Annotated in this window: 14 protein-coding genes, 1 tRNA gene and 2 pseudogenes; 10 read left to right on the top strand and 7 right to left on the bottom strand. The window is 36.5% G+C overall.

Annotation, left to right across the window (positions count from 1 at the left end):
* Positions 1-52: 52 nt before the first annotated feature.
* Together ACFIMM_RS00340 and uvrA are read right to left on the bottom strand one after the other, a co-directional pair.
* Positions 53-391, bottom strand: coding sequence for a P-II family nitrogen regulator (locus tag ACFIMM_RS00340; protein WP_015856528.1), 339 nt, complete (start codon positions 389-391; stop codon positions 53-55).
* 1,064 nt (positions 392-1,455) lie between these two features.
* Positions 1,456-4,371: an excinuclease ABC subunit UvrA gene (gene uvrA / locus ACFIMM_RS00345; RefSeq protein WP_375611515.1), complete on the bottom strand. Its 2,916-nt coding sequence runs from the start codon at positions 4,369-4,371 to the stop codon at positions 1,456-1,458.
* Between the two features lie 330 nt (positions 4,372-4,701).
* Between uvrA and ssb the strand changes: the two genes are divergently transcribed.
* The 7 genes from ssb (at position 4,702) to ACFIMM_RS00380 (ending at position 14,934) form a co-directional block, all read left to right on the top strand.
* On the top strand, positions 4,702-5,208 hold the full coding sequence (gene ssb / locus ACFIMM_RS00350; RefSeq protein WP_375611516.1) for a single-stranded DNA-binding protein: 507 nt from the start codon (positions 4,702-4,704) through the stop codon (positions 5,206-5,208).
* Positions 5,209-5,438: 230 nt separating this feature from the next.
* Positions 5,439-8,222: a DNA gyrase subunit A gene (gene gyrA, locus ACFIMM_RS00355; protein WP_375629047.1), complete on the top strand. Its 2,784-nt coding sequence runs from the start codon at positions 5,439-5,441 to the stop codon at positions 8,220-8,222.
* A gap of 24 nt (positions 8,223-8,246) precedes the next feature.
* Positions 8,247-8,753, top strand: coding sequence for a pantetheine-phosphate adenylyltransferase (coaD, locus tag ACFIMM_RS00360; RefSeq protein WP_375611518.1), 507 nt, complete (start codon positions 8,247-8,249; stop codon positions 8,751-8,753).
* 2 nt (positions 8,754-8,755) lie between these two features.
* Positions 8,756-9,349, top strand: a complete 594-nt coding sequence (locus tag ACFIMM_RS00365; protein ID WP_375645830.1) for a peptidylprolyl isomerase — start codon at positions 8,756-8,758, stop codon at positions 9,347-9,349.
* 18 nt (positions 9,350-9,367) lie between these two features.
* A complete protein-coding gene (locus tag ACFIMM_RS00370; RefSeq protein WP_375611520.1) occupies positions 9,368-9,880 on the top strand; it encodes a peptidylprolyl isomerase in 513 nt (170 codons plus the stop codon).
* A gap of 1,451 nt (positions 9,881-11,331) precedes the next feature.
* Positions 11,332-12,450 (top strand): tRNA guanosine(34) transglycosylase Tgt, encoded by a 1,119-nt coding sequence (gene tgt, locus ACFIMM_RS00375; RefSeq protein WP_375629052.1) that lies wholly within the window; start codon positions 11,332-11,334, stop codon positions 12,448-12,450.
* Positions 12,451-13,734: 1,284 nt separating this feature from the next.
* Positions 13,735-14,934 carry an MFS transporter gene (locus ACFIMM_RS00380; RefSeq protein ID WP_375681400.1) on the top strand — a complete coding sequence of 400 codons (1,200 nt, stop codon included), beginning with the start codon at positions 13,735-13,737 and terminating at the stop codon, positions 14,932-14,934.
* A gap of 44 nt (positions 14,935-14,978) precedes the next feature.
* Here the strand turns inward: ACFIMM_RS00380 and ACFIMM_RS00385 are convergent, their stop codons facing one another.
* The 3 genes and pseudogenes from ACFIMM_RS00385 to ACFIMM_RS00395 form a co-directional block, all read right to left on the bottom strand.
* The gene (locus ACFIMM_RS00385; RefSeq protein WP_375629058.1) at positions 14,979-16,406 is read right to left on the bottom strand and encodes an MFS transporter; all 1,428 of its coding nucleotides are present in this window, start codon (positions 16,404-16,406) and stop codon (positions 14,979-14,981) included.
* 118 nt (positions 16,407-16,524) lie between these two features.
* Positions 16,525-17,740: pseudogene (locus ACFIMM_RS00390) on the bottom strand (NADP-dependent isocitrate dehydrogenase).
* Positions 17,741-18,531: 791 nt separating this feature from the next.
* Positions 18,532-18,606: transfer RNA gene (locus tag ACFIMM_RS00395), tRNA-Glu, on the bottom strand.
* A gap of 1,333 nt (positions 18,607-19,939) precedes the next feature.
* Between ACFIMM_RS00395 and ACFIMM_RS00400 the strand changes: the two genes are divergently transcribed.
* Positions 19,940-21,256 carry a homoserine dehydrogenase gene (locus tag ACFIMM_RS00400; protein ID WP_375627802.1) on the top strand — a complete coding sequence of 439 codons (1,317 nt, stop codon included), beginning with the start codon at positions 19,940-19,942 and terminating at the stop codon, positions 21,254-21,256.
* A 142-nt stretch (positions 21,257-21,398) separates the two neighbouring features.
* Positions 21,399-22,385: a class II fructose-bisphosphatase gene (gene glpX, locus ACFIMM_RS00405; protein ID WP_375617770.1), complete on the top strand. Its 987-nt coding sequence runs from the start codon at positions 21,399-21,401 to the stop codon at positions 22,383-22,385.
* Positions 22,386-22,490: 105 nt separating this feature from the next.
* Here the strand turns inward: glpX and ACFIMM_RS00410 are convergent, their stop codons facing one another.
* Positions 22,491-23,597 carry a branched-chain amino acid aminotransferase gene (locus ACFIMM_RS00410; RefSeq protein ID WP_375627801.1) on the bottom strand — a complete coding sequence of 369 codons (1,107 nt, stop codon included), beginning with the start codon at positions 23,595-23,597 and terminating at the stop codon, positions 22,491-22,493.
* Positions 23,598-23,907: 310 nt separating this feature from the next.
* On the opposite strand from ACFIMM_RS00410, the gene ACFIMM_RS00415 reads away from it, so the two are divergent.
* Entirely contained in the window at positions 23,908-24,183 is a 276-nt protein-coding gene (locus ACFIMM_RS00415) for a hypothetical protein (RefSeq protein ID WP_375682503.1), read from the top strand.
* A 177-nt stretch (positions 24,184-24,360) separates the two neighbouring features.
* Here ACFIMM_RS00415 and ACFIMM_RS00420 read toward each other — a convergent pair.
* A pseudogene (locus tag ACFIMM_RS00420) lies at positions 24,361-26,876 on the bottom strand (SPOR domain-containing protein).
* Positions 26,877-26,988 lie beyond the last annotated feature (112 nt).

Consider the following 26,988-nt stretch of genomic DNA (forward strand, 5'->3'; position numbering starts at 1 on the left):
TTCCTTAATATGGCGTTGAGGTGGATAAAAAAGTGAATTTTCCTGTTATTTATTAAAGGGCATCGATACCGGTTTCGTCTGTGCCTATACGAATTGCATCATCAATGGAAAAGACAAATATCTTTCCATCCCCTATATGTTTGGTTTGAGCTGCTTTACGTATTGCATCAACAGTTTGTTCCAGTTTTTCATCGGACACAACAATTTCAATCTTTACTTTAGGTAGAAAGTCAACAACATATTTCGTACCACGATAAAGTTCTGTATGTTCCCTTTGACGACCAAAACCTTTCGCTTCTGTTACTGTAATACCATGTAACCCAATTTTTTGAAGCGCTTCTTTCACTTCATCAAGTTTGAAAGGTTTTATAATGGCTTCAATTTTTTTCATGCTGAAATTATCTCCAACGTTATTTTGTCTTTTTAGACTGCATCACATTATATTGACAACTGTAAGATGTCCAACAGATACTTTGTGCACAAAAAGTCGAAAATAATGACACTCTATGCTCTGTTAGGAGAGTTTCTTTTGTAGAATACAGCCAAATACTGTTTTTTGGGAAAAAAACTTACAATTCTTATACAGAATTCAAATAATATAATAAAAGAGTTTTGTTTCTTTTTTATTAGATAATATCTTGACTTATAAGGATAATTAGACGCTCTCCACATTGAATGAGAAACTCTAATAGCGTAAGATTTTCTCATTTTAGATCTTTTTATCGTCAATCAATCAAAACGATACTTTTATATATCATAAATAGTTATGAGTGTGTGGATAACAACATTTGAAAAAAGAAATAAAATGCTTTTTATGAAAGCTTTCGATAATTAAAGGCTTTACAATATTAGGGAGTAGGGAAGACAAATATTGGAAAAGAGTGTGATGATGCCGATTCATAAATGTAAAGATGGTGGTGTATAATAATGAGTTTATCATTATAGCATTCATAGGAGCCGTTGTGAAATGGGCTTGAGAGCATTGAGAAATGTTTCTTTAAAACAGATGTGGGAATTGGCAACGCAAATATATTCCGTTTGGGGCGTTTTGTTCCTTCGTGAGGAATGTGATCTTCATTAAGGAACGCGATAAATAAAAGTGTGAAGCAATGGCAATCTTCATTATAAGATATTGCTGTGGATGCCTTGGAAAATCATAAAGATAAATTAAAAGGAAATGGAAATATAGAAATTTATTTATACCCTTAAAACTTCATATTCTTCCCAGTTTAGGTTGTCTGGTCGTTTCAGGTATAAACAAAACAGAGAATAAATACGCAATTATGTGCGCGTTCCTATTTGGCAATACGACAACTGAAACAGCTTATAAAGCGCTAAATTGTTTTTAGTCTTTGCTTCAAACGTGTTGCACCACTGGAATTAGGTGTTGGTTTACAGGTAATAATAAAAGTACAGGCTTTGTTAGTATGCTGTATTTTACAATAGAAAGCGTTTCTAAGAATTGGAATTATAGAGAGATGGGCGCAGTAAAACATGTTTTAGAAATTTTCCCGTATAGGAAGCGGGAACCTTAATGATGTCTTCAGGGCGTCCAATTGCAACAATTTCACCACCGCGATCTCCACCTTCTGGTCCTAAATCAATAATCCAGTCGGCTGTCTTTATAACATCAAGGTTATGTTCAATGACTATAACTGTGTTGCCTTGCTCGACTAGTTCGTGAAGCACTTCAAGAAGTTTGGAAATATCATGAAAATGTAAACCTGTTGTCGGTTCATCCAAAATATAGAGTGTACGTCCCGTTGTTTTACGAGAAAGTTCTTTCGCAAGTTTTACACGTTGTGCTTCCCCACCAGAAAGTGTGGTTGCTTGCTGTCCTACTTTTATGTAACCCAATCCTACTTTAATGAGAGTTTCCATTTTATTATGAATAGCGGGAATAGCTTGGAAAAATTCCTCTGCCTTTTCAATTGTCATATCCAAAATATCGGCTATAGACTGTCCTTTGAATTTTATTTCTAGTGTTTCTCGGTTATAGCGTTTTCCTTTACAGACATCGCAAGTAACATAGACATCAGGTAAAAAGTGCATTTCAATTTTGATGACTCCATCACCTTGACATGCTTCGCACCGTCCTCCTTTAACATTAAATGAAAAACGCCCAGCTTTGTAACCGCGGGCTTTTGATTCTGGAAGATCGGCAAACCACTCACGAATCGGTGTAAAAGCACCTGTATAGGTTGCGGGATTAGAGCGTGGGGTGCGTCCAATAGGAGACTGGTTGATATCGATGACTTTATCAAGAAATTCTAATCCTTCAATTTTGTCATAGCTGGCAGGGCTGTGATGAGAGCCCATGATATGATGTGATGCTGCTTTGAAAAGCGTTTCAATAAGAAATGTTGATTTTCCTCCTCCAGAAACACCAGTTATGCATGTGAAGGTTCCAAGAGGAATATTCGCATTGATATTTTTGAGGTTATTGCCTTTGGCGCCGATGATTTTAAGTGTTTTCGTTTTTGATATTTTGCGTCGCTCTGTCGGCATTTTAACAGCCATTTTTCCTGAAAGGTATTGGCCTGTGAGAGAGGCTGAATTTTCTATAATTTCCTGCGGTGTTCCTTGCGCTATGATTTCTCCACCATGAACGCCTGCGGCAGGCCCCATATCGACAACATAGTCTGCTGTGAGAATAGCATCTTCATCATGTTCAACAACAATAACTGTATTGCCAAGATTACGCAAATGGCGCAGCATTTCCAACAGGCGTTCATTATCGCGTTGGTGTAAACCGATAGATGGTTCATCTAAAATATAAAGAACGCCTGTAAGACCAGAACCAATTTGGGATGCCAACCGAATGCGTTGGCTTTCTCCCCCTGAAAGCGTTCCTGAATTTCGAGACAAGGTAAGATATTCCAATCCTACATGATTTAAAAAAGCCAAGCGTTCACGAATTTCTTTTAAAATACGTACGGCGATATTACGTTGTTTTTTTGTGAGATATTGATGAACATTGGCAAACCAATCATCTGCCTTTAGAATAGAAAGATCTGATATTTGCCCAATATGCATTCCGTTTATTTTTACAGCAAGTGCCTCTGGTTTTAAACGATAACCGTGACAAGCTGGGCAGGGCGAAGAAGACATATAACGTTCGATTTCTTCTCGAGACCAAGCAGAATCGGTTTCTTTCCAGCGTCTCTCCATATTAGGGATGATTCCTTCAAAGGGTTGGGTCGTTTTATGCGAACCAGAATTATTTTTATAGATAAAAGAAATTTCATCTCTTTTTGTACCGTAGAGAATAGCCTGTTGTGCTTCATTAGAGAGTTCACACCATTGATCTGTGAGTTTGAAACCGTAAGCTTTTCCTAATGCTTCTAAGGTTTGTTTATAGTAAAGTGAATCTGACTTAGCCCAAGGGGCAATGGCGCCATTCTTGAGGGTAAGATTTTTATTGGGCACAATTTTCAGTGGATCCATTGCTTTTTTTATGCCCAGTCCATCGCAGAGAGGACAGGCGCCAAAAGGATTATTGAACGAAAAAAGGCGTGGTTCAATTTCAGGAATAGAAAAACCCGATACAGGGCAGGAAAACTTTTCTGAAAAAATGAGCCGTTTGTGTGTATCATTTTTTGATTTATGAGCAGATTCCTTTGTCGTTTCTTTTTGTGCTAAGGGGTGGTCTGCCATTTCAGCTATGGCAAGCCCATTTGCTAGCTGTAAACAGGTTTCTATACTATCAGCCAAGCGAGAGGTGATATCCTTCTGTACAACAATGCGGTCTACCACGACATCGATGTCGTGTTTATATTTTTTATCAAGAGGTGGAATATCAGCGATTTCATAGAATTTTCCATCAACTTTAGCGCGTTGAAATCCTCTTTTTAAAAGTTCTGTTAGCTCTTTTTTATATTCTCCCTTTCGTCCTCGCACTAAGGGTGCCATAATAAAAATTCGCGTTCCTTCTGGTAAGGCCATAATTTGATCCACCATTTGGCTTACTGTCTGGCTTTCAATAGGAAGTCCTGTTGCAGGAGAATGAGGAATACCAATACGTGCAAAGAGAAGACGCATGTAATCGTGGATTTCAGTAACGGTACCTACCGTTGAACGAGGGTTGCGACTGGTTGTTTTTTGTTCAATGGAGATAGCTGGAGAGAGACCGTCTATGCGGTCGACATCGGGTTTTTGCATGACTTCCAAAAATTGGCGTGCATAGGCTGAAAGGCTTTCGACATAGCGGCGTTGTCCTTCAGCGTAAATTGTATCAAACGCTAAGGATGATTTCCCTGATCCAGAAAGTCCTGTTATAACAATGAGTTTATCACGAGGCAGATCGAGATCAATATTTTTAAGGTTATGCTCACGTGCACCGCGAATGGAGATATATTTTTGATGAGTCATACTTTATCCTTGGCATATGTGGCAAAAATTGAGCACCTAAAATGGAATAAAACTGTTTTTTTAGAATTATAATGTGTTTAACTGCTTTAATGCAAAAGGAAGGTATAAGTTTTGTGAAAAAAATACAAATGAGCAGCTTTTTATTCTCTCGTGGTGGAATAAACTATGCGTTTTTATCATCTTTTGTTATAATTACACTGAATACAATATTGGTAAAGGATAGCAATACCCATATTGATGGTCAATTGCGACATGTAAATTGAAGGTCAAGAGGGTTATAACTGTTATAGAACAGAGTATTTTACAAATTAAAATTTTGGAGTTTATGCGATGGCTGGTAGCCTTAATAAAGTTATTTTGATTGGTAATCTTGGTGCGGATCCTGAAATCCGCCGTTTGAATTCTGGTGATCAAGTGGCGAATCTGCGTATTGCTACTTCAGAAAGTTGGCGCGATCGGAATACAAATGAGCGAAAAGAACGCACTGAGTGGCATAGTATTGTTATTTTTAATGAAAACCTTGTCAAAGTTGCAGAGCAATATTTAAAAAAAGGCAGCAAAATTTATATTGAGGGGCAGTTACAGACACGAAAATGGCAAGATCAAAATGGAAATGATCGTTATACAACAGAGATTGTTTTGCAAAAGTACCGTGGCGAATTACAAATGCTTGATGGGCGGGGAGCTGCGAGCGGGGAGCAAGGAGCAAGTCAAGGGGGGAGTTATAGTGGTGGCTTTGCCGATAGTCACTCAAATCAGAGAAATGCTTTTGGTCAAAATAATAATCAATTGGGAGAAAGTTTTTCACACAAATTAGATGATGACGTCCCTTTTTAAGAGTCTTTAAATTGCAGTATTATGATCATTTTATGGTTTGCTTGTTTCAGATTTTTGAAGTTTAGCGAAGTGAAAATTGTTAATTATTATTGGTAATTTAAAATATAAATTAATAACATCTTGAAAAATATTGTTAAATTTCTTTTTTGTCATGGGAGAGAAATTAGCATTTTTGTGTATTTTTCGCTATAAATAAAGTGAAATGATTCTTTTTTGAAAGTTTTGAAATTGTGACCGATCTTACTCCACACCCAGAACGTGATGTGCTAACCGGTATTGAACCAATCAGTATTATTGATGAAATGCAACGCTCCTATCTCGATTATGCGATGAGCGTGATTGTTTCACGTGCACTCCCTGATGTCCGTGATGGTCTTAAGCCTGTTCATCGACGTATCCTTCATGCTATGAATGAGATGGGGCTTTCTTTCAATAAGTCGTATCGTAAATCTGCTGGTGTTGTTGGTGAGGTTATGGGGAAATTTCATCCCCATGGTGATGCTTCAATTTACGATGCATTAGTGCGTATGGCGCAGGACTTTTCTTTAAGAAATCCATTAATTGATGGTCAGGGAAATTTTGGTTCCGTTGATGGTGATCCACCCGCGGCTATGCGCTATACTGAGTGTCGTTTAGAAAAAGTTTCAGAAGAACTTTTAGCTGATATTGATAAAGATACTGTTGATTTTCAGGATAATTACGATGGGCGTGAGCGTGAACCGGTTGTCTTACCAGCGCGTTTTCCCAATCTTTTGGTTAATGGGTCAGGGGGAATTGCTGTGGGAATGGCAACCAATATTCCTCCCCATAATCTTGGTGAAGTCGTTGATGGTTGTATCGCTTTGATTGATAATCCCGATATCACACTCGATAAAATAATTGAAATTATTCCTGGTCCGGATTTTCCTACAGGGGGTATTATCCTTGGCCACTCTGGTGTTCGTGCAGCTTATGAAACAGGGCGTGGCTCAATCATTATGCGTGCTAAAGTTGAGATCGAAGAAATTCGCAGTGGTCGACAAGCAATTATTGTGAGTGAGATCCCTTATCAAGTTAATAAGGCAACAATGATTGAGAAAATGGCTGAATTGGTGCGCGATAAACGCATTGAGGGAATCTCTGATTTGCGTGACGAATCTGATCGTGATGGATATCGGGTTGTTATTGAGCTGAAGAAAGATGTTGTTGCGGAAGTTGTTTTAAACCAATTATATCGGTATACGCCGCTACAAACTTCCTTTGGTTGTAATATGGTTGCTTTGAATGGGGGAAAACCCGAACAGATGACGTTGCTTGATATGCTTCGTGCATTTGTTTCTTTTCGGGAAGAAGTTGTCAGTCGGCGAACAAAATATCTTTTGCGTAAAGCGCGTGAGCGAGCACATGTTTTGGTTGGCCTTGCCCTTGCTGTTGCCAATATTGATGAAATTATAGCGCTTATTCGCAAAGCTCCTGATCCGCAGACAGCACGTGCACAGTTAATGGAGCGACGCTGGCCAGCGATGGATGTCGCGCCTTTGATTAAACTTATTGATGATCCTCGTCATATTATTCATGAGGATGGTACTTATAACCTCTCTGAAGAACAGGCGCGTGCTATTTTAGAATTGCGTTTGCAACGATTGACAGCCCTTGGGCGTGATGAAATCGCTGATGAATTGAATAAAATTGGCGTGGATATCGCTGACTATCTTGAGATCTTGGCATCACGCGTACGCATTATGTCTATTGTTAAGGATGAGTTGAGTGCTCTTCGTGAGGAATTTGCAACGCCGCGACGTACCGTATTTGGTTTTGGTAGCGCTGAGATGGAGAGTGAAGATCTGATCGCACCAGAGGATATGGTGGTAACGGTAAGCCATAGTGGCTATATTAAGCGTGTGCCTCTTAATACTTATCGTGCACAGCGACGTGGTGGTAAGGGGCGTTCTGGTATGTCCACGAAGGATGAGGATTTTGTAACGCGGTTGTTTGTTGCCAATACGCATACTCCGGTTCTTTTCTTTTCATCACGTGGGATTGTTTATAAGGAAAAAGTTTGGCGGCTGCCGCTGGGGACACCCCAATCGCGTGGGCGGGCTTTGATCAATATGCTTCCTTTACAACAAGGTGAGCGTATTACAACGATTATGCCTTTGCCTGAAGATGAAGCGAGCTGGAGTGCATTAGATATTATGTTTGCGACAACACGTGGAACTGTGCGTCGTAATAAATTATCAGATTTCGTTCAGGTTAATCGTAATGGTAAAATTGCGATGAAACTTGATGAAGAAGATGAAATTCTTTCTGTTGAAACCTGTACAGAACATGATGATGTTGTTCTAACAACAGCCAAAGGACAATGTATCCGTTTTCCAGTTGTTGATGTTCGGGTCTTTGCTGGGCGTAATTCTGTGGGAGTTCGTGGTATCAATTTAGCTAAAGGCGATAAAGTCATTTCGATGACAATTTTAGAGCATGTCGAGGCGACGTCCATTGAGCGTTCTGCTTATATTAAACGTGTAATGAATGAACGGCGTGCTTCTGGTGCAGATGCTGATGTTGAAGATGTTATAACTTTTGATGAAGAAGATGGGGGTGCTGAAACAGAGTTAACAGATGAACGTTATGCAGAACTTCATGCACGTGAACAAATGCTTTTGACAGTGAGTGAGTTTGGTTATGGTAAACGTTCTTCTTCCTATGAGTTCCGGATTTCGGGACGTGGCGGAAAGGGGATTCGCGCAACAGATCCATCTAAAACAGCTGAAATTGGTAAATTAGTAGCGGCTTTTCCGGTGAAGGCGCAAGATCAAATTATGTTGGTATCAGATGGGGGGCAGCTTATTCGTGTCCCTGTTGAGGGAATTCGTACTGCTGGGCGCTCAACTAAGGGAGTCACAATTTTTAATACAGCCAAAGGTGAAAGAGTCGTATCGGTTGAACGTATTTCTGAACCTGAAGATGATACGAGTTCATTAGATGATGAAGGTGAGAAGCATTCTGATACAGTTGATATGAGCGAAGAAAAATAATTTTTAAGAGGAAGGAGTAAAGTCATGAAAATTGCTCTTTACGCGGGTTCTTTTGATCCTCTTACAAATGGTCATCTTGATGTTTTGAAAGGGTGTTTTGTGTTAGCTGATAAGGTGGTCGTCGCTATAGGGATACAGGCTGACAAAAAAACACTCTTTAGCTTCGAAGAGCGTGTTGATTTCATTACGCAGGTAGGGAAAGACTTATTTGGTGCAGATTCTAATCGATTGCAGGTTCTTTCATTTAGCAACCTTCTCATTGAGAAGGCGCGTGAAGTTGGTGCTTCATTTCTCATTCGTGGATTGCGTGATGGTACTGATCTTGATTATGAAATGCAAATGGCAGGAATGAATGGTGTTATGGCTCCTGAATTGCAAACTGTTTTTTTGCCGGCAAGTGTTTCTGGGCGCGCGATAACTTCTACATTGGTACGCCAAATTGCCTCTATGGGAGGTGATGTGACACCATTTGTACCGCCCAATGTTGCACAAGCTTTAAGCTCGAAATACCAATCTTTTAGGGGAGAATAAGTGTGTCTCGTAGAATTTTTGCTGTTTTGATATGTGTGTTTTGTTTTTTTTCATTGTTCGCTGTCGCTGGTAATTCTAGCCCAGCAAATGACGCAAATCTTCTTATTTTATCTCTCAAAGATGGTGATGTCATTATTCGTCTGCGTCCTGACTTGGCGCCAAAACATATTGCGCAAATCAAAAGATTAACAGAGGAGGGGGCCTATAATAATGTTGTGTTTCATCGCGTTATTCCTAATTTCATGGCGCAAACTGGTGATGTAGAATTTGGAAAAAAAGGCAGTAGAGATTTTGATCTGAAACGCGTTGGTATGGGTGGCTCAAATTATCCCAATATACCGGCAGAGTTTTCAAAACAGCCGTTTAAGCGTGGTACAGTTGGGATGGCACGATCACAAGATCCGGATTCCGCGAATTCTCAATTCTTCATTTGTTTTGAGGATGCTGCTTTTTTAAACGGTCAGTATACGGTTGTTGGAGAGGTTATAAAGGGGATGGATGTTGTTGATAAAATAAAAAAAGGTACGACAAGTAATAATGGATCTGTAAAAAATCCTGATGTTATTAATGCTGCTACTTTACAAGTTGAGAAATGAATCAAGGGAGCTTTCCATATGGCTGAGAATAAAAATCCAGAGAATACTTTAATTCTTGAAACAACAAAGGGCAGAGTTGTTATTGAGCTTTTTGCTGATTTGGCACCTTGTCATGTTGCACGTATTAAAGAACTGGTACGGGAAGGTGCTTATGATAATGTTATTTTCCATCGCGTTATTGATGGTTTTATGGCGCAAACAGGGGATGTGCAATTTGGAAAGAAGGATAGTGAAAAATTCAATTTATCACGTGCTGGTATGGGGGGGGCAGAAAAACCAAATTTAACAGCAGAGTTTTCAAATCTTTCTCATAAGCGTGGTACAGTTTCTATGGCACGGAGTCAGAATCCAAATTCTGCTAACTCTCAGTTTTTTATTTGTTTTGCAGATGCTCCGTGGCTTGATCGTCAATATTCCATATGGGGGCAGGTTGTTGAAGGTATGGAAAATGTTGATAAAATTAAACGTGGTGAACCTGTTGCAGATCCAGATTCAATTACCAAAGCCATTATTGCTGCGGATGTAGAATAGTATAAACTATACTGATTTCAATTGTAAGTTTCTAAGAAAAAGTACTCTTTTCTGATCAATAAAGGCACACGAAACTCTTTTGTAGTATCACGCTTACCTTTTATAATTTCGAGCTAAGCATTGTCCATATATTTTCTTCAATCGGATCTTCCTGAAGAATATAACGTAACGGATTTGTACAAACACCTGTCAGAATAAGAAAACGCAAAGTCTGTTGTATTATGGTTGTTGTTTGGCAAAGTGTTTTATAAAAAATTCGGCATTTCTCTTCAATCCATTGTCGGTCTTAATGGTTTTATGATGTTACTTTCTTAAGAGAGCGTGTGCTTTTGTTTCTGCTCGTAAATCAACATCCAATCCTAATGCAGAAGCATGTTTGAAACACATATTAAGATGGATAAGAGCTTTACTCGCTCATCCAGTTTTCCTAGCAAGGTGGAAAACCAGCATTTATATATATTGGCGTAATCTTTAAAATAAGAAGACAGTTTAATCTTAGAAGAATATAATAAAGGCGCAGAAGTGAAACAAATGGCTAGTCTTGCCATCTCCTTTTTAACTCAACTTTACTTTTTTAAAAGTATCTAATGCAATATCTTTTAAATAATGAAGATTATGCATGGACTTACGCTTTTATTTTTCTCGTTTTTTAATAGAGGAATGCTCCAAACGGAATACACTTGTGTTGCGTATTTACGTGTTTTTTAAGAAGCATTTCTTAGTACATATCAACGTTCACTTCCACGATGATATTCATGGCATGTATAGTTTTAAAGCTATAAATAGTATAAAATCTATTATGTACCACCTTCTTTAAAGCTTATGAAGGAGCAAGCGGGTACCATCATACGCTTTTTCAGCCTCTAATGTTACGATAGAGCTTTTTGTATTTGAGAATCTTTACAAAAAGCATTTTTAGTTTTTTAAAGTATTTTTATTTACACTTTAATTTCTTTTGTGAATTATCTCTAATGCCAAGAGCTGTCTCAATATTGTGAGTGGATAAGTGATTATGCTCATTTGCGTTTTTATTAAGCGTGAGGATCGCTGTGCCCAGTAGATGAAAAATTTTTATCTGTAAAAGTTAAAGAATATGTAAGCTGTACAATGCGTTCAAAATTTTCTTCTATGGGTACAAAGTTACTGCTTATGGAAGTATGTGAAGATGAAATTATTGTGATAATAATTTTGCAGTTCTGTTAAGGATAAGCGTAGGTATTTTGAGGTATGGTATTACAAGGATTTTACTATTTTTTGGGAGCTAGATTATCACTTTTATTATGGTGGTTTCTTAACAAGAAATGTTCTTTTATCTCGTTTAATTTTTGATGCTGATTACAATATTGAGCGAATCAAAAATTAATTCATAAAGCTTTTGACAATGCTCGTAAGGGGATATCTTTTTTCTTTCTATAGAGATATGCATTGATGGAATCAAAAAGACGAGAGTTATGATAAAGACATTTCATTATAGAAAAATTGCTCAAGATGGGTATGCACGTCGAGGCGAAATTATAACGGGGCGAGGATGTGTTCGTACACCCGCATTTATGCCTGTTGGGACGGCAGGAACCGTTAAGGCTATGTATATGGATCAAATTCGTGATCTTGGTGCAGATATCATTTTGGGGAATACTTATCATTTAATGTTACGTCCAGGAGCTGAACGTGTTGCGCGTTTAGGAGGATTACATGAATTTTCACGCTGGAGCGGACCTATTTTAACCGATTCTGGTGGCTTTCAGGTTATGTCATTGGCGGGAATCCGTAAAATTACTGAACAAGGTGTGATTTTTCGTTCTTACATTAATGGAGCCTACTATGAAATGAGTCCAGAGCGTTCTATCGAAATTCAAGAACTTCTTGGTGCGGATATCCAGATGCAGTTGGATCAATGTATTGCATTACCCGCAACTGAAAAAGAAATGGAAGAAGCTATGGAACTTTCATTGCGGTGGGCGCTGCGTTGTAAAACAGCTTTTGGAGAGCAGCCAGATAAAGCATTGTTTGGGATTGTTCAAGGTGGTGATAATATGAAACTGCGTGAACGTTCTGCTCAAGCATTAAAAGAAATAGATTTAAAAGGTTACGCTATTGGAGGGCTTGCTGTTGGTGAGCCGCAGAGTGTTATGACAGCAGTATTGGATACTACTTGTCCGATTTTACCAGAGGATAAACCACGCTATCTTATGGGAGTAGGGACACCTGATGATATTTTACAAAGTGTTGCTCGTGGTGTTGATATGTTTGATTGTGTTATGCCGACGCGTGCAGGACGTCATGGTTTAGCTTTTACCCGCTTTGGTAGAATTAATTTGCGTAATGCGCGTTATGCAGAAGATCCACTTCCTCTTGATCCACAGTCACTTTGTCCAGCAGCACATGATTATAGTTGTGCTTATTTGCATCATTTGATTAAATCTGGTGAATCTCTTGGGGGGATGTTGTTGACGTGGAATAATCTTTTTTATTATCAACAACTTATGCAGGGAATTCGTGATGCCATTGAGGAAGGCTGTTATGCCGATTTTTGCGCTGAAACGCGTGCTCTATGGGCACAAGGACGCTAAAATATTAATCGTAATATAGCACCTCATTTTTTTATTGAATTTATTCTCACACTTACAAATTTAGCTAAAAAATGAAATTAGAAACATCTTCCAAAATTATAAAATTCCACTATCTTAGGATATAACAGTGCGGTTTTATAGGGCACATATTCTTTTTCTAATTACTAGATAAAAACAGAAACTGTTACTCCGGTACGCGCTACCTGATCCGGAGAAAAACAGTTTTTCTGTTTCTGATGACTGTTTACAGCAACAATGTTAATGAGGCGTTAGCGAACTCTTAAAGAAGTATGAAAATTGTATTTTTATGAGCTACTTTGTGTTTTTTATTACTAAAGGTAAAGAATGGATTATATACAATCGAACAGATAAATTTTTAGAAAATTAAAATAAAACTAAAATAAAATTACAACATTTAAAATGTTATAATTTTATTTTTTAAGTTTTTATATATAAATATTCTTTAAAATAGATTTATGTAATATTATTTATATAATAAAAATATAGATATTATGTCATAATAAATTAAATATTAATCACGGTAATTGTCATGTTTATAAAACATCAATAAACATACTTATAAAAAATTTATTATATTTGTTTTTTGCTTTGTTTATAGAATTTATCTGAAAATAATCATAATATATTTACGTGAATATTTTAATTTACAGATAGTGAGTTAGATATCTGATGCGATTCCTCTGTTAGATGAGGGAGGGGTAAAGATGTCTAAAAGAGGGTATTTAATAAATCTAGAAACCAAGCACTATTATCATGAGAATTTTTAAAAGACTCTATAATAATTTATAAGAATGGCCTAAAGTTGAAATTATAGCTTATCGATTTGGGGAATCTGTATTCAGGTAGCAAAATAAAGCAACAATAATTTTGGGGGAGAAGTTTTATCTTTGTATCAAGATAATGATGAGATATTATTCACTTGTTTGAAATGCATTCTTCGGCAAATTTTAGAATTATTTATAGGATATAGTATATCGTTGCAAAATAAAGTTTTCACTGTAAAATTACAATGGCTGAAAAGAGGAGACAAAGTTTATTATCTGGTAGATCTGATAGAAATAGGTGAATACGTCTATGATCTTGAGGTTTTCAAAGATTTTCCATTAAAGAATCTTACTTAAAACTCTATAAAATGCTTTATATATCAAAATATTTCTAAAACTTTATTGGGGACTATTGGGCATGCGTATAATAATGTTTTGAATTTTTGTTTGTGTGTATTACAGATATTTACAGTTAAAACTCCTATCCAGAAGTGATAGTATGGAGGATTTTTATCAACAAAAGGTTCTTGCATTGGGAATTGATTCGAGAATACGGCGTTTAATAATTTTAGCTCTTGCCGTGGGGAGTTTTGCTATTGGTACTGCAGAGTTTGTCGCAATGGGGCTACTGCCAGAGATGGCACGAAGTTCCTATGTTGATATTCCTACCGCTGGTCAATATATTTCTGCTTATGCATTAGGAGTTGTGATTGGAGCACCTCTTTTAGCTGTGGCAACAGCTCAGGTATCACGCAAAACTGTTTTGATGGGATTAATGCTTTTTTATGCCTTAGCAAATATTGCTAGTGCCTTTTTTTCTGATTTTAGCATATTAGTAGTATTACGCTTTCTCAGTGGACTTCCCCATGGAATCTATTTTGGACTTGCGGCTATGGTTGCTTCTTCAATGGTAGAAATGAAAGAACGTTCTAAAGCTGTTGGATATGTTATGCTCGGCTTAACAATTGCAACCGTTTTGGGAGCACCCAGTGCTACTTGGATTGGTCAACTTATTGGTTGGCAGATTGCTTTTATCCTTGTGGGTATGATTGCTTTATTGTGTAGCTTGCTTATTTGGAATTTTTTTCCTTGTGATTCAAGTTTTCCAAAAACGAATCCTTTGCAAGAAATGGGTGTATTAAAGCAAAAGCAGGTGTGGCTTCTTTTGTTGATGGTGTCGGTGGGAGCGTCAGGATTATTTTCTGTTTTCACTTATATCAAGCCAACATTAATGCATATTTCTGGTGTTTCACTTGAGTGGGTACCATTTATTATGCCGTTAGTTGGATTGGGAATGGTGATAGGAAATCTCTTGGGGCCTAAATTAGCTGTTAAAATTGGCATTTCACCGATGATATTTTTCTCTATGCTTTGGAGCGTATTTGTTTTTTTTCTTTTTTTCTTTTTATCCTATGCTCCGTTAACAGCGGCAATAGGATGCTTTTTTGTTGGAACTTCTTTTGCTGCTATGCCTTCTATACAAACAAAAATTATGGATGTTGCACTACAGGGACAGATTTTGGCAGGAGCATTAATGCAGTCTGCTTTTAATATTGCCAACGCTCTTGGTGCTGAATCTGGAGCATTAGTTTTAAAATTGGGCTATAGTTATGAATATACAGCTGTTTTAGGAAGTGTTCTAACTTTGTGTGGATTAATGGTTTTTTGCATCTCATGGTATATGGAGAAGCATGCTTAATATTTTTCATTTTTTAAATGAAGAAGGAATTTTTATATTTATTTTTAGTTATTGGAATGTCCTGTTGGGTTTTTCAATATGAAGTAAGAAATGCGCAGTGCTAATGGAATAGCAAGACAAAATAAAAGACCCATGAGCACTATAAGAAGAGTTTTTGCTGCTAAGATCATTCCTATTGTTCCTCCAGGATTAAAGAGGCCTGCAAGATTGGTGATGACTCCTGCTAGAGTTGCACTTAAGGCTGCTGAAAATAGTTGTACAGAGGTAAGGGATTCACTGGCACGGAGAGCATCTTCATCATTTGCACATTGTAAGATCCTTGTGAGCAAATGTGGCCATGCTATGCCCGCACTGATTCCAATAGAAAACAGTGCTAAGCAAATAATAAAAATATATTCAAGCGCGGAAACTTCTGTTGGGATGAGCCATAAAAGAATCATTATGCCTAACAGTTTTAATAGGGGCGAGTATACAATGATGTTGCGAATTTTTTTTGTGGAGAGACCAGCACTTGAGATGGCTCCACATGTCCACCCTAGGCTCATAAGTGCTGCTATATAACCAGCAATAAGTGGAGCTTGCCCATGAAGCTCTTGAAGAAAAAGTGGAAAATAAAGTTCTATACTGTATACGACTGTTGTCATAACGAGTATCAATGCGTAAACAGAAAAGATTTCAGAAGAGAAAGAAAAGGATTTGCGAGGCAACATAGGATGAGGGGTAGATGATTCGATTTTTGCTAGAACAAAAAGAAGACTAAGTCCGATAACTAATCCGCAAATTTTTGCTATTGTAGACTCCATAGCCCCTCCAACAGAAATAATAAAAATCAATAAGGTGAGTGTGAAAAGCTGGAGAAGAGGAAGAGGGGGTGTTGGAACATCGTTTTCATTCTTTTTTGGTAAAAATTTAAAGGCGATGAGTGAGAAAAATATAGCTAATACGCCAATGATCAAAAAGGATGCTCGCCATAGCCCATAATATACAGAAAGCCCCCCGATTGCTGGTCCTAACAAGGTTGATATTCCCCACATTCCAGAGATAATACTTAATGCATGTGACCATAAAGATGGGCTGAAAACAATCCGTACCATGGAATAGGATAGGGATAACAAAGAACCACTTCCAAATCCTTGAATAAAGCGTCCTATTAAAAACAATGGCATAGATGAAGAAATGCTGCACATAAAAGTGCCTAGGGTGAAGATAAGTCCAGAAATAACATACGCATTGCGAGGACCTAATTTCCCTAATATTTTTGTTGCAAGTGAAGTACCCACGAGTGAAGCTGTAATAAAGACAGTAGCCACCCAAGAATAATATATTTCACTGCCAATATGATTCATAAGAGAGGGTAAAATAGTAATAACAATATAAACGTTGGTGGCGTGTAACACAACTCCACCTGTAAACGTTAAAAAGCAAAGACCATTTTTACCCAATAAAAGCGCAGACCAGCCCTGTTTTTTCACTGTTGTTTGCTATTTAATAAAAATCTATCCTCTTTTTACTTATAAGGTACTTCTTTGAATTTGCCAAGAGAAATTCAAAGCTCTGTTTAGAGCTTTGAATTTTAATTTAAGTAATAACTTAATTGCTCATTGCTTTTTTGAGATTCTCATCAATTTTATCGAGGAAACCTGTTGTAGAAAGCCACTTTTGTTTAGGCCCAATCAAAAGTGCGAGATCTTTGGTCATAAAACCTTCTTCGACGGTTTTAATACAAACTTCTTCCAATGTCGTGGAAAAGTTTTTTAACTTCTCATTGTTATCTAGTTTAGCACGGTGCGCTAGTCCACGCGTCCATGCAAAAATAGATGCAATAGAGTTCGTTGATGTTTCTTCATTCTTTTGATGCTGACGATAATGGCGTGTTACGGTGCCGTGTGCTGCCTCTGCTTCAACAATTTTGCCGTCAGGTGTCATGAGAACAGAAGTCATGAGACCCAGAGAACCAAAGCCTTGGGCAACAATATCAGATTGGACATCACCATCATAGTTTTTACATGCCCATACGTATCCACCTGACCACTTTAATGCAGAAGCAACCATATCATCAATAAGACGGTGTTCGTAATATAATTTACGGTTTTCAAATTCAGTTTTAAATTCCGTATCGAATATTTCTTGAAAGATATCTTTAAAACGACCATCGTAAGTTTTTAGAATGGTATTTTTTGTTGAAAGATAAACTGGAACATTCCGTTGTAGTCCATAATTAAAGGATGCGCGGGCAAAATCACGAATTGACTCATCAAGGTTATACATAGCCATGGCAACCCCTGCGCTTGGAGCATCAAAAACATTATGTTCAATAACTTGATTATCATCACCGACAAATTTAATACTTAATTTCCCTTTTCCTGGAAATTTAAAATCTGTTGCCTTGTATTGATCACCAAAAGCGTGACGTCCGATAATAATTGGCTTTGTCCAGTTAGGAACAAGGCGAGGGACATTTTTACAGATAATGGGTTCGCGAAAAATGACTCCTCCTAAAATATTGCGGATTGTGCCATTAGGTGATTTCCACATTTTTTTTTAGGTTAAATTCTTTAACGCGTGCCTCATCAGGTGTGATGGTTGCGCATTTTATACCAACCCCATATTTTTTGATAGCATTGGCAGAATCGATAGTTACCTGATCATTGGTTGCATCACGATTTACGACGGAAAGATCATAATATTTTAGATCAATGTCGAGGTAGGGATGGATTAATTTATCTTTGATATATTTCCAGATGATGCGGGTCATCTCATCCCCATCAAGTTCAACAACGGGGTTTTCTACTTTGATCTTTACCATTAGAAATCCTTTTTCTTTTAAGCGATACTACTTGTATAACACTTTCAAGTTTATAATGAAAAGTAAAAACAAGGGAAAAAAGCATTCAAATATGAGCTTTTAGAATATATTATCAATAGAGTGTAAAATTTTGTTGGAGGGTTTAATTTTTGAAAAGAAGTGATGTGTTTGCAAATCTATAATTATTCGATGATTGATGAAGAATCTGTTTAATAGATAAGGTAGTTAGATCACCGGGGGATAGGGATTATGCATTTTTATTATCAGAGATTCCATTTAATAAGTTGATCGTATTCTGAATTATAGTTTCTTGATTTGTTGTGTTAGGTGAATAAGAAACTATTTTTATATTGCTATTTCAATTCTAAGCTTATGGTCTGTTTGTTTATAAAAAGTTTAATGTGATAACAAAGGCACTGTAATTAGAAATGCTTCATATAAAATGCGTTTGAGATAAACTTCAATTTTGAAGGTTGAAAAAAACGTATAAATGATGCGGCTGGTTTTAATTTAAAAATTAACAGCATACGCAAGAATATGACTTATAAAATTACCGTATCGCGAGCTAGAATCTTCTAATTCTTATGTTTTATCGATTCTTATTGTTATTAACTATGCGCAGTAAAGCACTATCCTCGAAATGCAACAAAGAAATTAATCACCTAATGATTCTTGTATCCTTTTTACGAAGATATTCCTTTTAAAATCTTATTCCCTCATTTTTATTTATGCATCCCTCATTTTTAAAAACACAAATAAAATGAATATATTACACATAGAAAAAAGAAACATGGTACGCCCAAGGGGAATCGAACCCCTGTTTCCGCCGTGAAAGGGCGATGTCCTAACCGCTAGACGATGGGCGCAAACCAATGATGAGGCTTATAGAGAGGATCTTTTTACTTCGCAAGCCCTCTGTGTCATTTTTTTTGAAAAAAGTGTGTTTTATTGAATAATTTTTGAGCGATTCCTGTTTAGATCATTTTATTTTCTAAGATTTTTTGTAGAAAAAATATAAAGTTATCATGATTGATAGAAAATTTTGATGTGGGTATCATCTCAGGGAATGATATTTTCAGTTTTGAGGAGTAGGCAAAAATGATCAAAAACAGCATTTTTAATGTATTTATTTTTTGCATATTTTATCGCTTGTTATCTTTGCTCACCACATGAGAATATTATTTAACTTGCTTGAAAGAGCCTTTATACAGAAGATTTCTCATTTGAGTTTATCATAAAGCAAAAACTGTATAATTTATGAAGTAGAAAGAAAATATTTATTACCAAATTAACAAATAATACAAAAGTTTTTCTATGAACAATCCATAGATTATTTGCAGTTTAACAAAATATAAATAGATATCTGTATGCTAAAAATGAAAATATTAAATCAATTTTTATAGAATATATGAAGAAAATATTTTTTTATATTTACTTTTACATGTCTGTAAAATTTTTAAAATTAAAAACCATTCATTTGCTCTTTTACATATTGAGAAGGTTCTTGATTTGAAAATGAATTAGTGTGGATAAAGGGTAGATTGAGTTTTTTCTCATTTCAATTCGCTAGTTTTTTAAAGAGGTGCAATAAGTTGAGATAAAATATTCGAATTTTGCAAATTTATTCTCCATATTTATAATATTTCAGAATTAGGGTGTGCGCATATTAAGTCTTGTTTTTTACTTTAATGTAAGGTTCTATTTTGATATATGAGTGCGTTAAGATTTTTGCATTAAAGATTTATAGTTAAAGCTATGGAATGGTAGGAAGGAATGTGTTATCATTTACTGATCTACTTTCATTTTATCCATTCCCTAAGTTATCATATGAAAGAATGTTTTTTGTTCCATACTTGTTGATTTAGAAGAGATGTTTTTATTCTTTCTTACCAAGTCTTCAATATTCTTTAACTTGTTATTGATTATTTTTTAGAACTTTTTTTATGGAAACTTGCATTTATCTGTTTTACAGATTTTCATTCTGAATTAGATATTTTATAAAGATTCTGAAATCTTTGAAGACAATAAATATTATATTTTTAGGAATGTTGATTGAACAAGCGGGGATAATTCTATTAGAGAAAATGAAATAAATAGAGCAGGGTATTTCTTTTGTTCTTATGAACATAAGTACTTTTTGTGTTGATTGGCACATCATTTAAACGATTTTTCAATGAAGATAGGGATCAGTGGTTAATAATGGCAGAAGCTTTAAAGGTTGGTGTTGCGGGACTTGGTACAGTTGGTACTTCAGTTGTTCGAACTCTATGTGAAAAAGCGAATAGTTTAGCTTGTCAATGTGGGCGATTCATCAAAGTTGTTGCTGTTAGTGCGCGTGATAAAGGTCGCAATCGTGGAATTGATCTTAGTGGTATAAAATGGTTTGATTCACCTGTGGAGTTGGCTGCTTCTGATGAGATTGATGTTTTTGTAGAGTTAATTGGTGGTGAATTGGATGTGGTGTATACCGCTGTTAAGAGAGCGCTTGAGGCGGGACATCATGTTGTAACAGCCAATAAAGCTCTTCTTGCTCGACATGGAGTAGAGCTGGCTATAATTGCAGAAAAAAAAGGTGTTTTTCTTCATTTTGAAGCAGCTGTTGCAGGGGGGATTCCTGTTATCAAAGCGATGAGAGAATCACTTGTTAGTAATCGCATATCGCGAATTTATGGTATTCTCAATGGAACCTGTAATTATATATTAACACGTATGTTTACGGAAGGTCTTTCATTTAAAGATTGTTTAGCAGATGCACAGAGACTTGGGTATGCTGAAGCAGATCCAAGTTTTGATATTGAGGGAAATGATACTGCTCATAAATTAGCTTTGTTGACAAGCTTGGCATTTGGAACTGCTGTTTCGTTAGATGATGTTTATGTTGAAGGAATTCATAATATTTCGCAAATTGATATTCGAGCAGCTGATGAATTGGGGTATCGGATTAAGCTTTTAGGGGTTGCATTAAAAACGGATTCTGGAATAGAGCAACGCGTTCATCCAACAATGGTACCAACATCCTCAATGATTGCACAGATAAATGGTGTAACCAATGCTCTTTCTATTCAAAGTGATTTATTAGGTGAATTACTGTTTTCTGGTCCTGGCGCCGGAGGAAAGGCAACAGCATCAGCCGTTATTGGTGATTTGGCTGATATAGCAAAAGCACGTTCTGGTTTTCAGTATGCACCTGTTTTAAGACGTCCAGCATTAGAACTTGCTCCTCATAAAAAAGCACGTATTTCGCATCATGCAGGTGGTTATTTTATTCGTTTAAATGTTCATGATCGTACTGGTGTTTTTGCCGAGGTCGCAAGGCATATGGCTGATAATCACATCTCATTGGAGTCGATTGTTCAAAGATCTTTTGTAGAAGATCAAATTGAAAAAACAATTATTTTAATTACGCACGAAACAACAGAGGTGAATGTACGACAGGCACTTGCAGAAATTGAAAAAGATGGACATCTTGTTGCAAAATCTCAATTTATTCGTATTGAACCTATGGCAAAGAATTGATAACTTTCTTGATAATAAAAAAAGCACGCTTGAGTTCTTTTATCTCTTGTGGAAAATTTTCATCTTTGCCAAAAAACTTTATTCTTAGTATTTAATAAGGACTCATATTTTTTCTGGTATTCATTCGGTAGGATTTTTTCATATGCCCACAACTCAGAAGATTTTAAATGGACTTGATCGTATTTTGACGCTTGAATTGGTACGTGTTACTGAACGTGCTGCTGTTGCTGCTGCACGCTGGCGCGGACGTGGCGATGAAAAGGCAGCGGATCAAGCTGCTGTAGATGCAATGCGGCAGGAACTTAATCGATTGCCTATTGATGGTACAGTGGTGATTGGTGAAGGTGAGCGGGATGAAGCGCCTATGCTTTATATTGGAGAAAAAGTAGGTCTTCAAAGTGGATTGGCGATCGATATTGCACTTGATCCACTAGAGGGTACAACACTTTGTGCTAAAAATATTGCCAATTCTTTGGCAGTAGTTGCAATTGCTGAAAAGGGTAATCTCCTTTATGCCCCTGATGTTTATATGAACAAAATTGCTATTGGTCCTGGTTATCCAAAGGGAGTAGTCGATATAGATGCTTGTCCTACCGATAATATACATGCTCTTGCGAAGGCTAAAGGAGTGACTGTTAATCAGATTGTTGTTTGTATTATGGATAGACCTCGTCATGAAAAATTGGTTAATGAAGTACGAGCGACAGGGGCGTCGATTCGCTTGATTGGGGATGGAGATGTGGCTGCTGTTATTGATACAACTGATCCAGAAGAAACAGGTATTGATATCTATATGGGGATTGGTGGAGCACCTGAAGGTGTCTTAGCTTCTGCTGCTTTGCGCTGCATTGGAGGACAGATGCAAGGTCGTTTGCTGCTTGATACAGAAGAGAAAATTGCTCGTGCAGCTAAAATGGGGATTAGTGATCCCAATAAGGTTTATACAATGGAAGAAATGGCAAAGGGTGATGTTTTGTTTTCAGCAACAGGGGTGACAGATGGCAATATGCTTTCTGGTGTTAAATTTACATCTCGTTACATTCAAACGGAAACTCTCGTAATGCGCTCCCATACGGGTACAGTCCGTAATATTAAAGCAAAGCATAGAAATCATTCGAAATTTGATTAATGCTTTCTTTTTTGTCACTAAAAATAGAGAGAGTTTTTCTAGGAAAAACGCTTCCATGAATCTACTTTCATGGAAGCGTTTATAGATATGAGAATACCTTAAATATTATGAGATCTGGACAGAATGTACCCAGCCATTTTTATCTTCTATGTTCCCTTTTTGAATGCCAACCAATTGTGTACGAAGCTGCTTTGTAACTTCTCCAACTGTTTCATTTCCAATAATAAATTCTCCCCCTTTATATCTAAAACGACCAATTGATGTGATAACGGCAGCTGTACCACAAGCAAAGGCTTCTTTAAGGTGTCCACTCTTTGCATCTTCTTGAAGCGCTGTAAAAGAATAAGGACGCTCTTCTATTTTTAATCCCATTTGTTGAGCTAACCTTAAGATTGAATCACGGGTTATCCCTGGAAGGATAGTTCCATTAAGTGGGGGGGTTACAAGTGTATTATTGTCCATAATAAAGCAGACATTCATACCACCAAGTTCTTCAATCCATTTATGTTCAATCATATCAAGGAAGAGTACTTGGCTACAATTATTTTCAGTTGCAGTTTTTTGTGCCAGTAAGCTTGCTGCATAGTTTCCACCACATTTGGCAGCCCCTGTTCCTCTTGGACCGGCACGACTATAATCTGTTTCAATCCAGACGCTGACAGATTTTTCTTCTCCTTTGAAATAGGATTCAACTGGAGAGGCTATGACACAAAAAAGATATTCTTGAGAAGGGCGGACTCCCAAAAAGTTTTCATTGCCAAACATAAATGGACGGATATAGAGGCTAGCGTTGGGCTGATCAGAAACCCATTTTTGATCAATCTTTACTAATTGATGAACGGCATCCAGAAAAATATCTTTTGGCAATTCTGGCATAGCTAAACGTTGTGCTGATTCTATAAAGCGTTGTGCATTGGCATCAGGACGGAAGAGCAAGATGCGTCCATCTTTTGCACGATATGCTTTTAAACCCTCAAAAATTTCCTGTCCGTAATGTAAAACGGTACTTGCAGGGTTAATTTCTAAAGCTTTGTATTGAGAAATGACGGCATTGTGCCAGCCTTTGTCTTCAGTCCATTGAATAGTACACATGTGGTCTGTAAAAAATTGACCAAAACCGGGACTTTTTAAAATTTCTTCATATTTTTCTTCTGACAGAGGAGATGGGTGTTTTTCTATTTTAAAGGGAAGCGATGATATGGGAGATTTCATAAAAAACCTTTTGAGTATGTTTCATTTTTATTAATAAAAATAATGAAATATTTTGATTATAACTCTATTATTAACAAAACCTTTGTGTCAATGTTTTATTATAGAATACAAAGGGGTTTATTATAGAATTCAAAGGCTAGAGTAGGGTAGATATTTTAATTCTATCCTCGCTTCTTTTTCTCAACTTTATGAAGTAAACTGGAACTTTTGTTTATAATTATCGTTTTCTCACAATAAGTATCTGAATAATTGCATATATGCATATTTTCTAGAAATTTAAAGGTAAGGGAATTGAGAAAAGGAATCCACTATGATTGATAAAAATTATCACACATATGAAGAACGTATGTCCGCAGAAAGAAGAGGTCATGAACAACCTGTTTCAATCGCTAAGGGTATTTTTGCTATTCTTCTTGCGATGGTTATTATCTGGTTTATTTTTGGTTTTTTAGGATCTTTTTTTGCAAAATCTCCTGAACATAGTTCGCGTTATAATACCCCAGAAACAAGCCAAAGTGTAACAACGCCCAAAAAAGATTTAAATTCGCTTCCTCCTGTACCTTATACCTATAAGGGTACGGAGTAATTTTTTCGTAAATATAATCTTTTAGATAGGGCGAAAATCGACGTAGATTAAGGAATAAAGTCAGCACAAAGACATAAAAAAGAGAGGAATGATTTTAATTTCTGAAGTTTTTGATAAGTAATTAAATGGTATGGAAATAAATAATGCAACGGTTGTTAAAACCGTTGCATTATTGGTTTAGCGTGTGATGAAGCAGCTTCCACCAGAACTTTTAATGGATTCACAAAGGATTATGGCTTCATTACGGTCTTGCGCTTGAATCCGAACACGGTAATAAGTACCTTTTCCTGGTATAAAAGCGGATTGAATATTTAAAGAACGGGCACCGATAAGGAATCCAAATTTAGATTTCATATTTTTTAAAGAATTTCTAGCGAGCTCATACGTTGGTTGAGATGCAAGTTGTACGTAATAACTTTCTGAATTTTGTGCTGCGACTCTGTTTGGTGATATGGGGCGAGACGCGGCTGGTGTTTCAACTTGTGTATTTCTTTCTGCATGGGAAGGGATAGGGATAAATTTTTCTTCAATATTTGAGCTAGAATTATTTTCTGCGATTATTTTATCAATATTATTTTTGAGATCATGATCTCTTTCTTGGTCGTTTATATCAGAATCATGCGACGAAACAAGGGACGAATCTTGAAGTTCATTAGAAGTTTGATCAATGCTTTCTTCAGATTGAGCAGCAGTTTTGCTGTTTGTTTGATGCGCGGGGGCTAGTGTAACTGTACCATCTTGATTGACAATAACAGTTTGTACTTCTCGCATTGGAATAGTATGATTTATGGCTTCTGTGACTGCATCTTCAACATCAGATTCATTTAAAGACGATGAGGAAACGCTTGAAGATTCTTCAGGGTTTAATTCTTTTAAATTTTCAGGTTGTTCAGAGTTATCAATAAGAAATTGTTGTGTATTTTCTTGTTTCTCATTTTGTTCAGTTGTTTGTTTATAAATATCTAAATTATGTGCAACATCATTTTTCGTTTCAGTTGTTTCTGGTTTGAATTTAAAAGGCGTATTATCAGCGTGGATAATGACCGTTTCTTCATTTTTTTGTGATGGCATAAAAAAATGAGAATAACCAGCAAACCCAAGTCCTATTAAAATAAGTATAAAAAAACCTTTAATGAAAGTTTTACCAAAAATAAAACTTTTTAAGGGAGGAGGAGCTGATGGAGGTGTGGGAACCTCATCTGAGTTTGTGTATGATGAATTCTCGCTAAAAGAGGGAAAATTATATTCCATATTGGCAGAAGAAAAATAGTCGGAATTTTGTTCTTTAGAGTTTATATAAACACCTTCTTTTGAATTTTGCATAGACTGATGAAAAACTTCACTAAAAACCTCGTTTTTCTGTTTTTGTTGAGAAAAATTATCCGTTGGGACATTCCCTACATTGAGTACATCAGCAAATTCTTCTTCTAAACCACCATTAGTTGGCACATCATATTCTGGCGCTTCATACGGGACTTCTGGAACCATAATAGGACCAGTTTTTTCTACGATTTCCTCTGAAAATTTATAAGTATCAACATTGGGAGGGGGAGTATCTCTGTGCGTATAGTTATGGGCAAAAAAGCCATCCGTTTGTTTTGTATTTAAAGAGGGGGATGAGGAAAGAAACTCATCTAAATTATTTTCATTATATGAAATTTCTCTATTTGGGTTAGAGGCACCTTCGGCGTTATTGATGTATTGGGCTCGAGCCTCATCATATATCGGAACTTTTTCGCCATAAGTTTCTTGTTGTGAGGGGGGAGCTGCAAAAAAATGGGGATAATTGGTTGTATGATCTTCTTGTGAAGCTCCCTTTAAATAAGATTGTCTATCAACTGGTGGAGAATCTAAAGGTGAGGAGAAGGTACTTGTTGTTTGATTTCTTGCAGTGTTTTGTCTTTCTGACACAAGATTAGAAGATGAGAAAAACTCATTTTCCTCTGTAGAAGAGGAGACATCAGGATAATCTTTTTTAATCCAATTTTCTTGATCAGCTGAAATTTTATAGGGATGGTTTATAGGAGTGTCATAGAGGTTTTGATTGTCCTCATAAGTTTTTTGTATATTCGTAGTCTCAGGTTGTTGTGAATTTATTTGTGAAAAACGATTGGTTTGTTCAACATCTTCTGGCGTCTCTCTCTTATTTTCGTGCCTTTCAGATTTATCAAAAAAGAAATTTTCTGATTCTGATTGTGACATAAGATTACTTTTTTCAAGAAAAGGATCAGCATTGGTTGCTGTTTTTTTCTGTTGATGTGATTGATTCTTTGGGATTGGTAATGGAGAAAGCTCATCTAAAATTTGTTCTTCATCATGACTGCTAGGTGAAGAATATTTCTCTTCAGATAAATTATTTTGTTTTGAATGGTTGAAAGAAGAAGATTGTGCAATATCTGAGGCTGTTGCGTTGCTGGTTGCATGCAAGTCCCATTGTTTTTTTGATCATCAAACGGTAAGTCATGTGCTAAATTTTTTTCAAGTTCCTCTTCTAGAAAGGAGAAATCAAAATCATCATCATGGGATGATGTTTCGGGGTGAGATGTTGATCGTTCTGTTTTTAAAGACGATTGCTCATTTTGGTTTCCGCTTTGTTTGTGCGGATTAAAAATGCGCGTAAGCCTTTCTAAAGGATCATGGTGTTCATGATCGTGTTTTGTTTCGTGTAGATTTTTGCGATCGTTATCGCTCATAGCTTTTCTCACATGATGGTTTGCACTTACGTGCAATCAATGGTTGATTTTGATTTGTTATATTAAAATTATAAATTTTCCCCCTCTCATGCAAGGATACATGAAAAAGTTT

The sequence above is a fragment of the Bartonella sp. AP258QHHD genome (genome assembly GCF_042196145.1).
Classification (GTDB): domain Bacteria; phylum Pseudomonadota; class Alphaproteobacteria; order Rhizobiales; family Rhizobiaceae; genus Bartonella.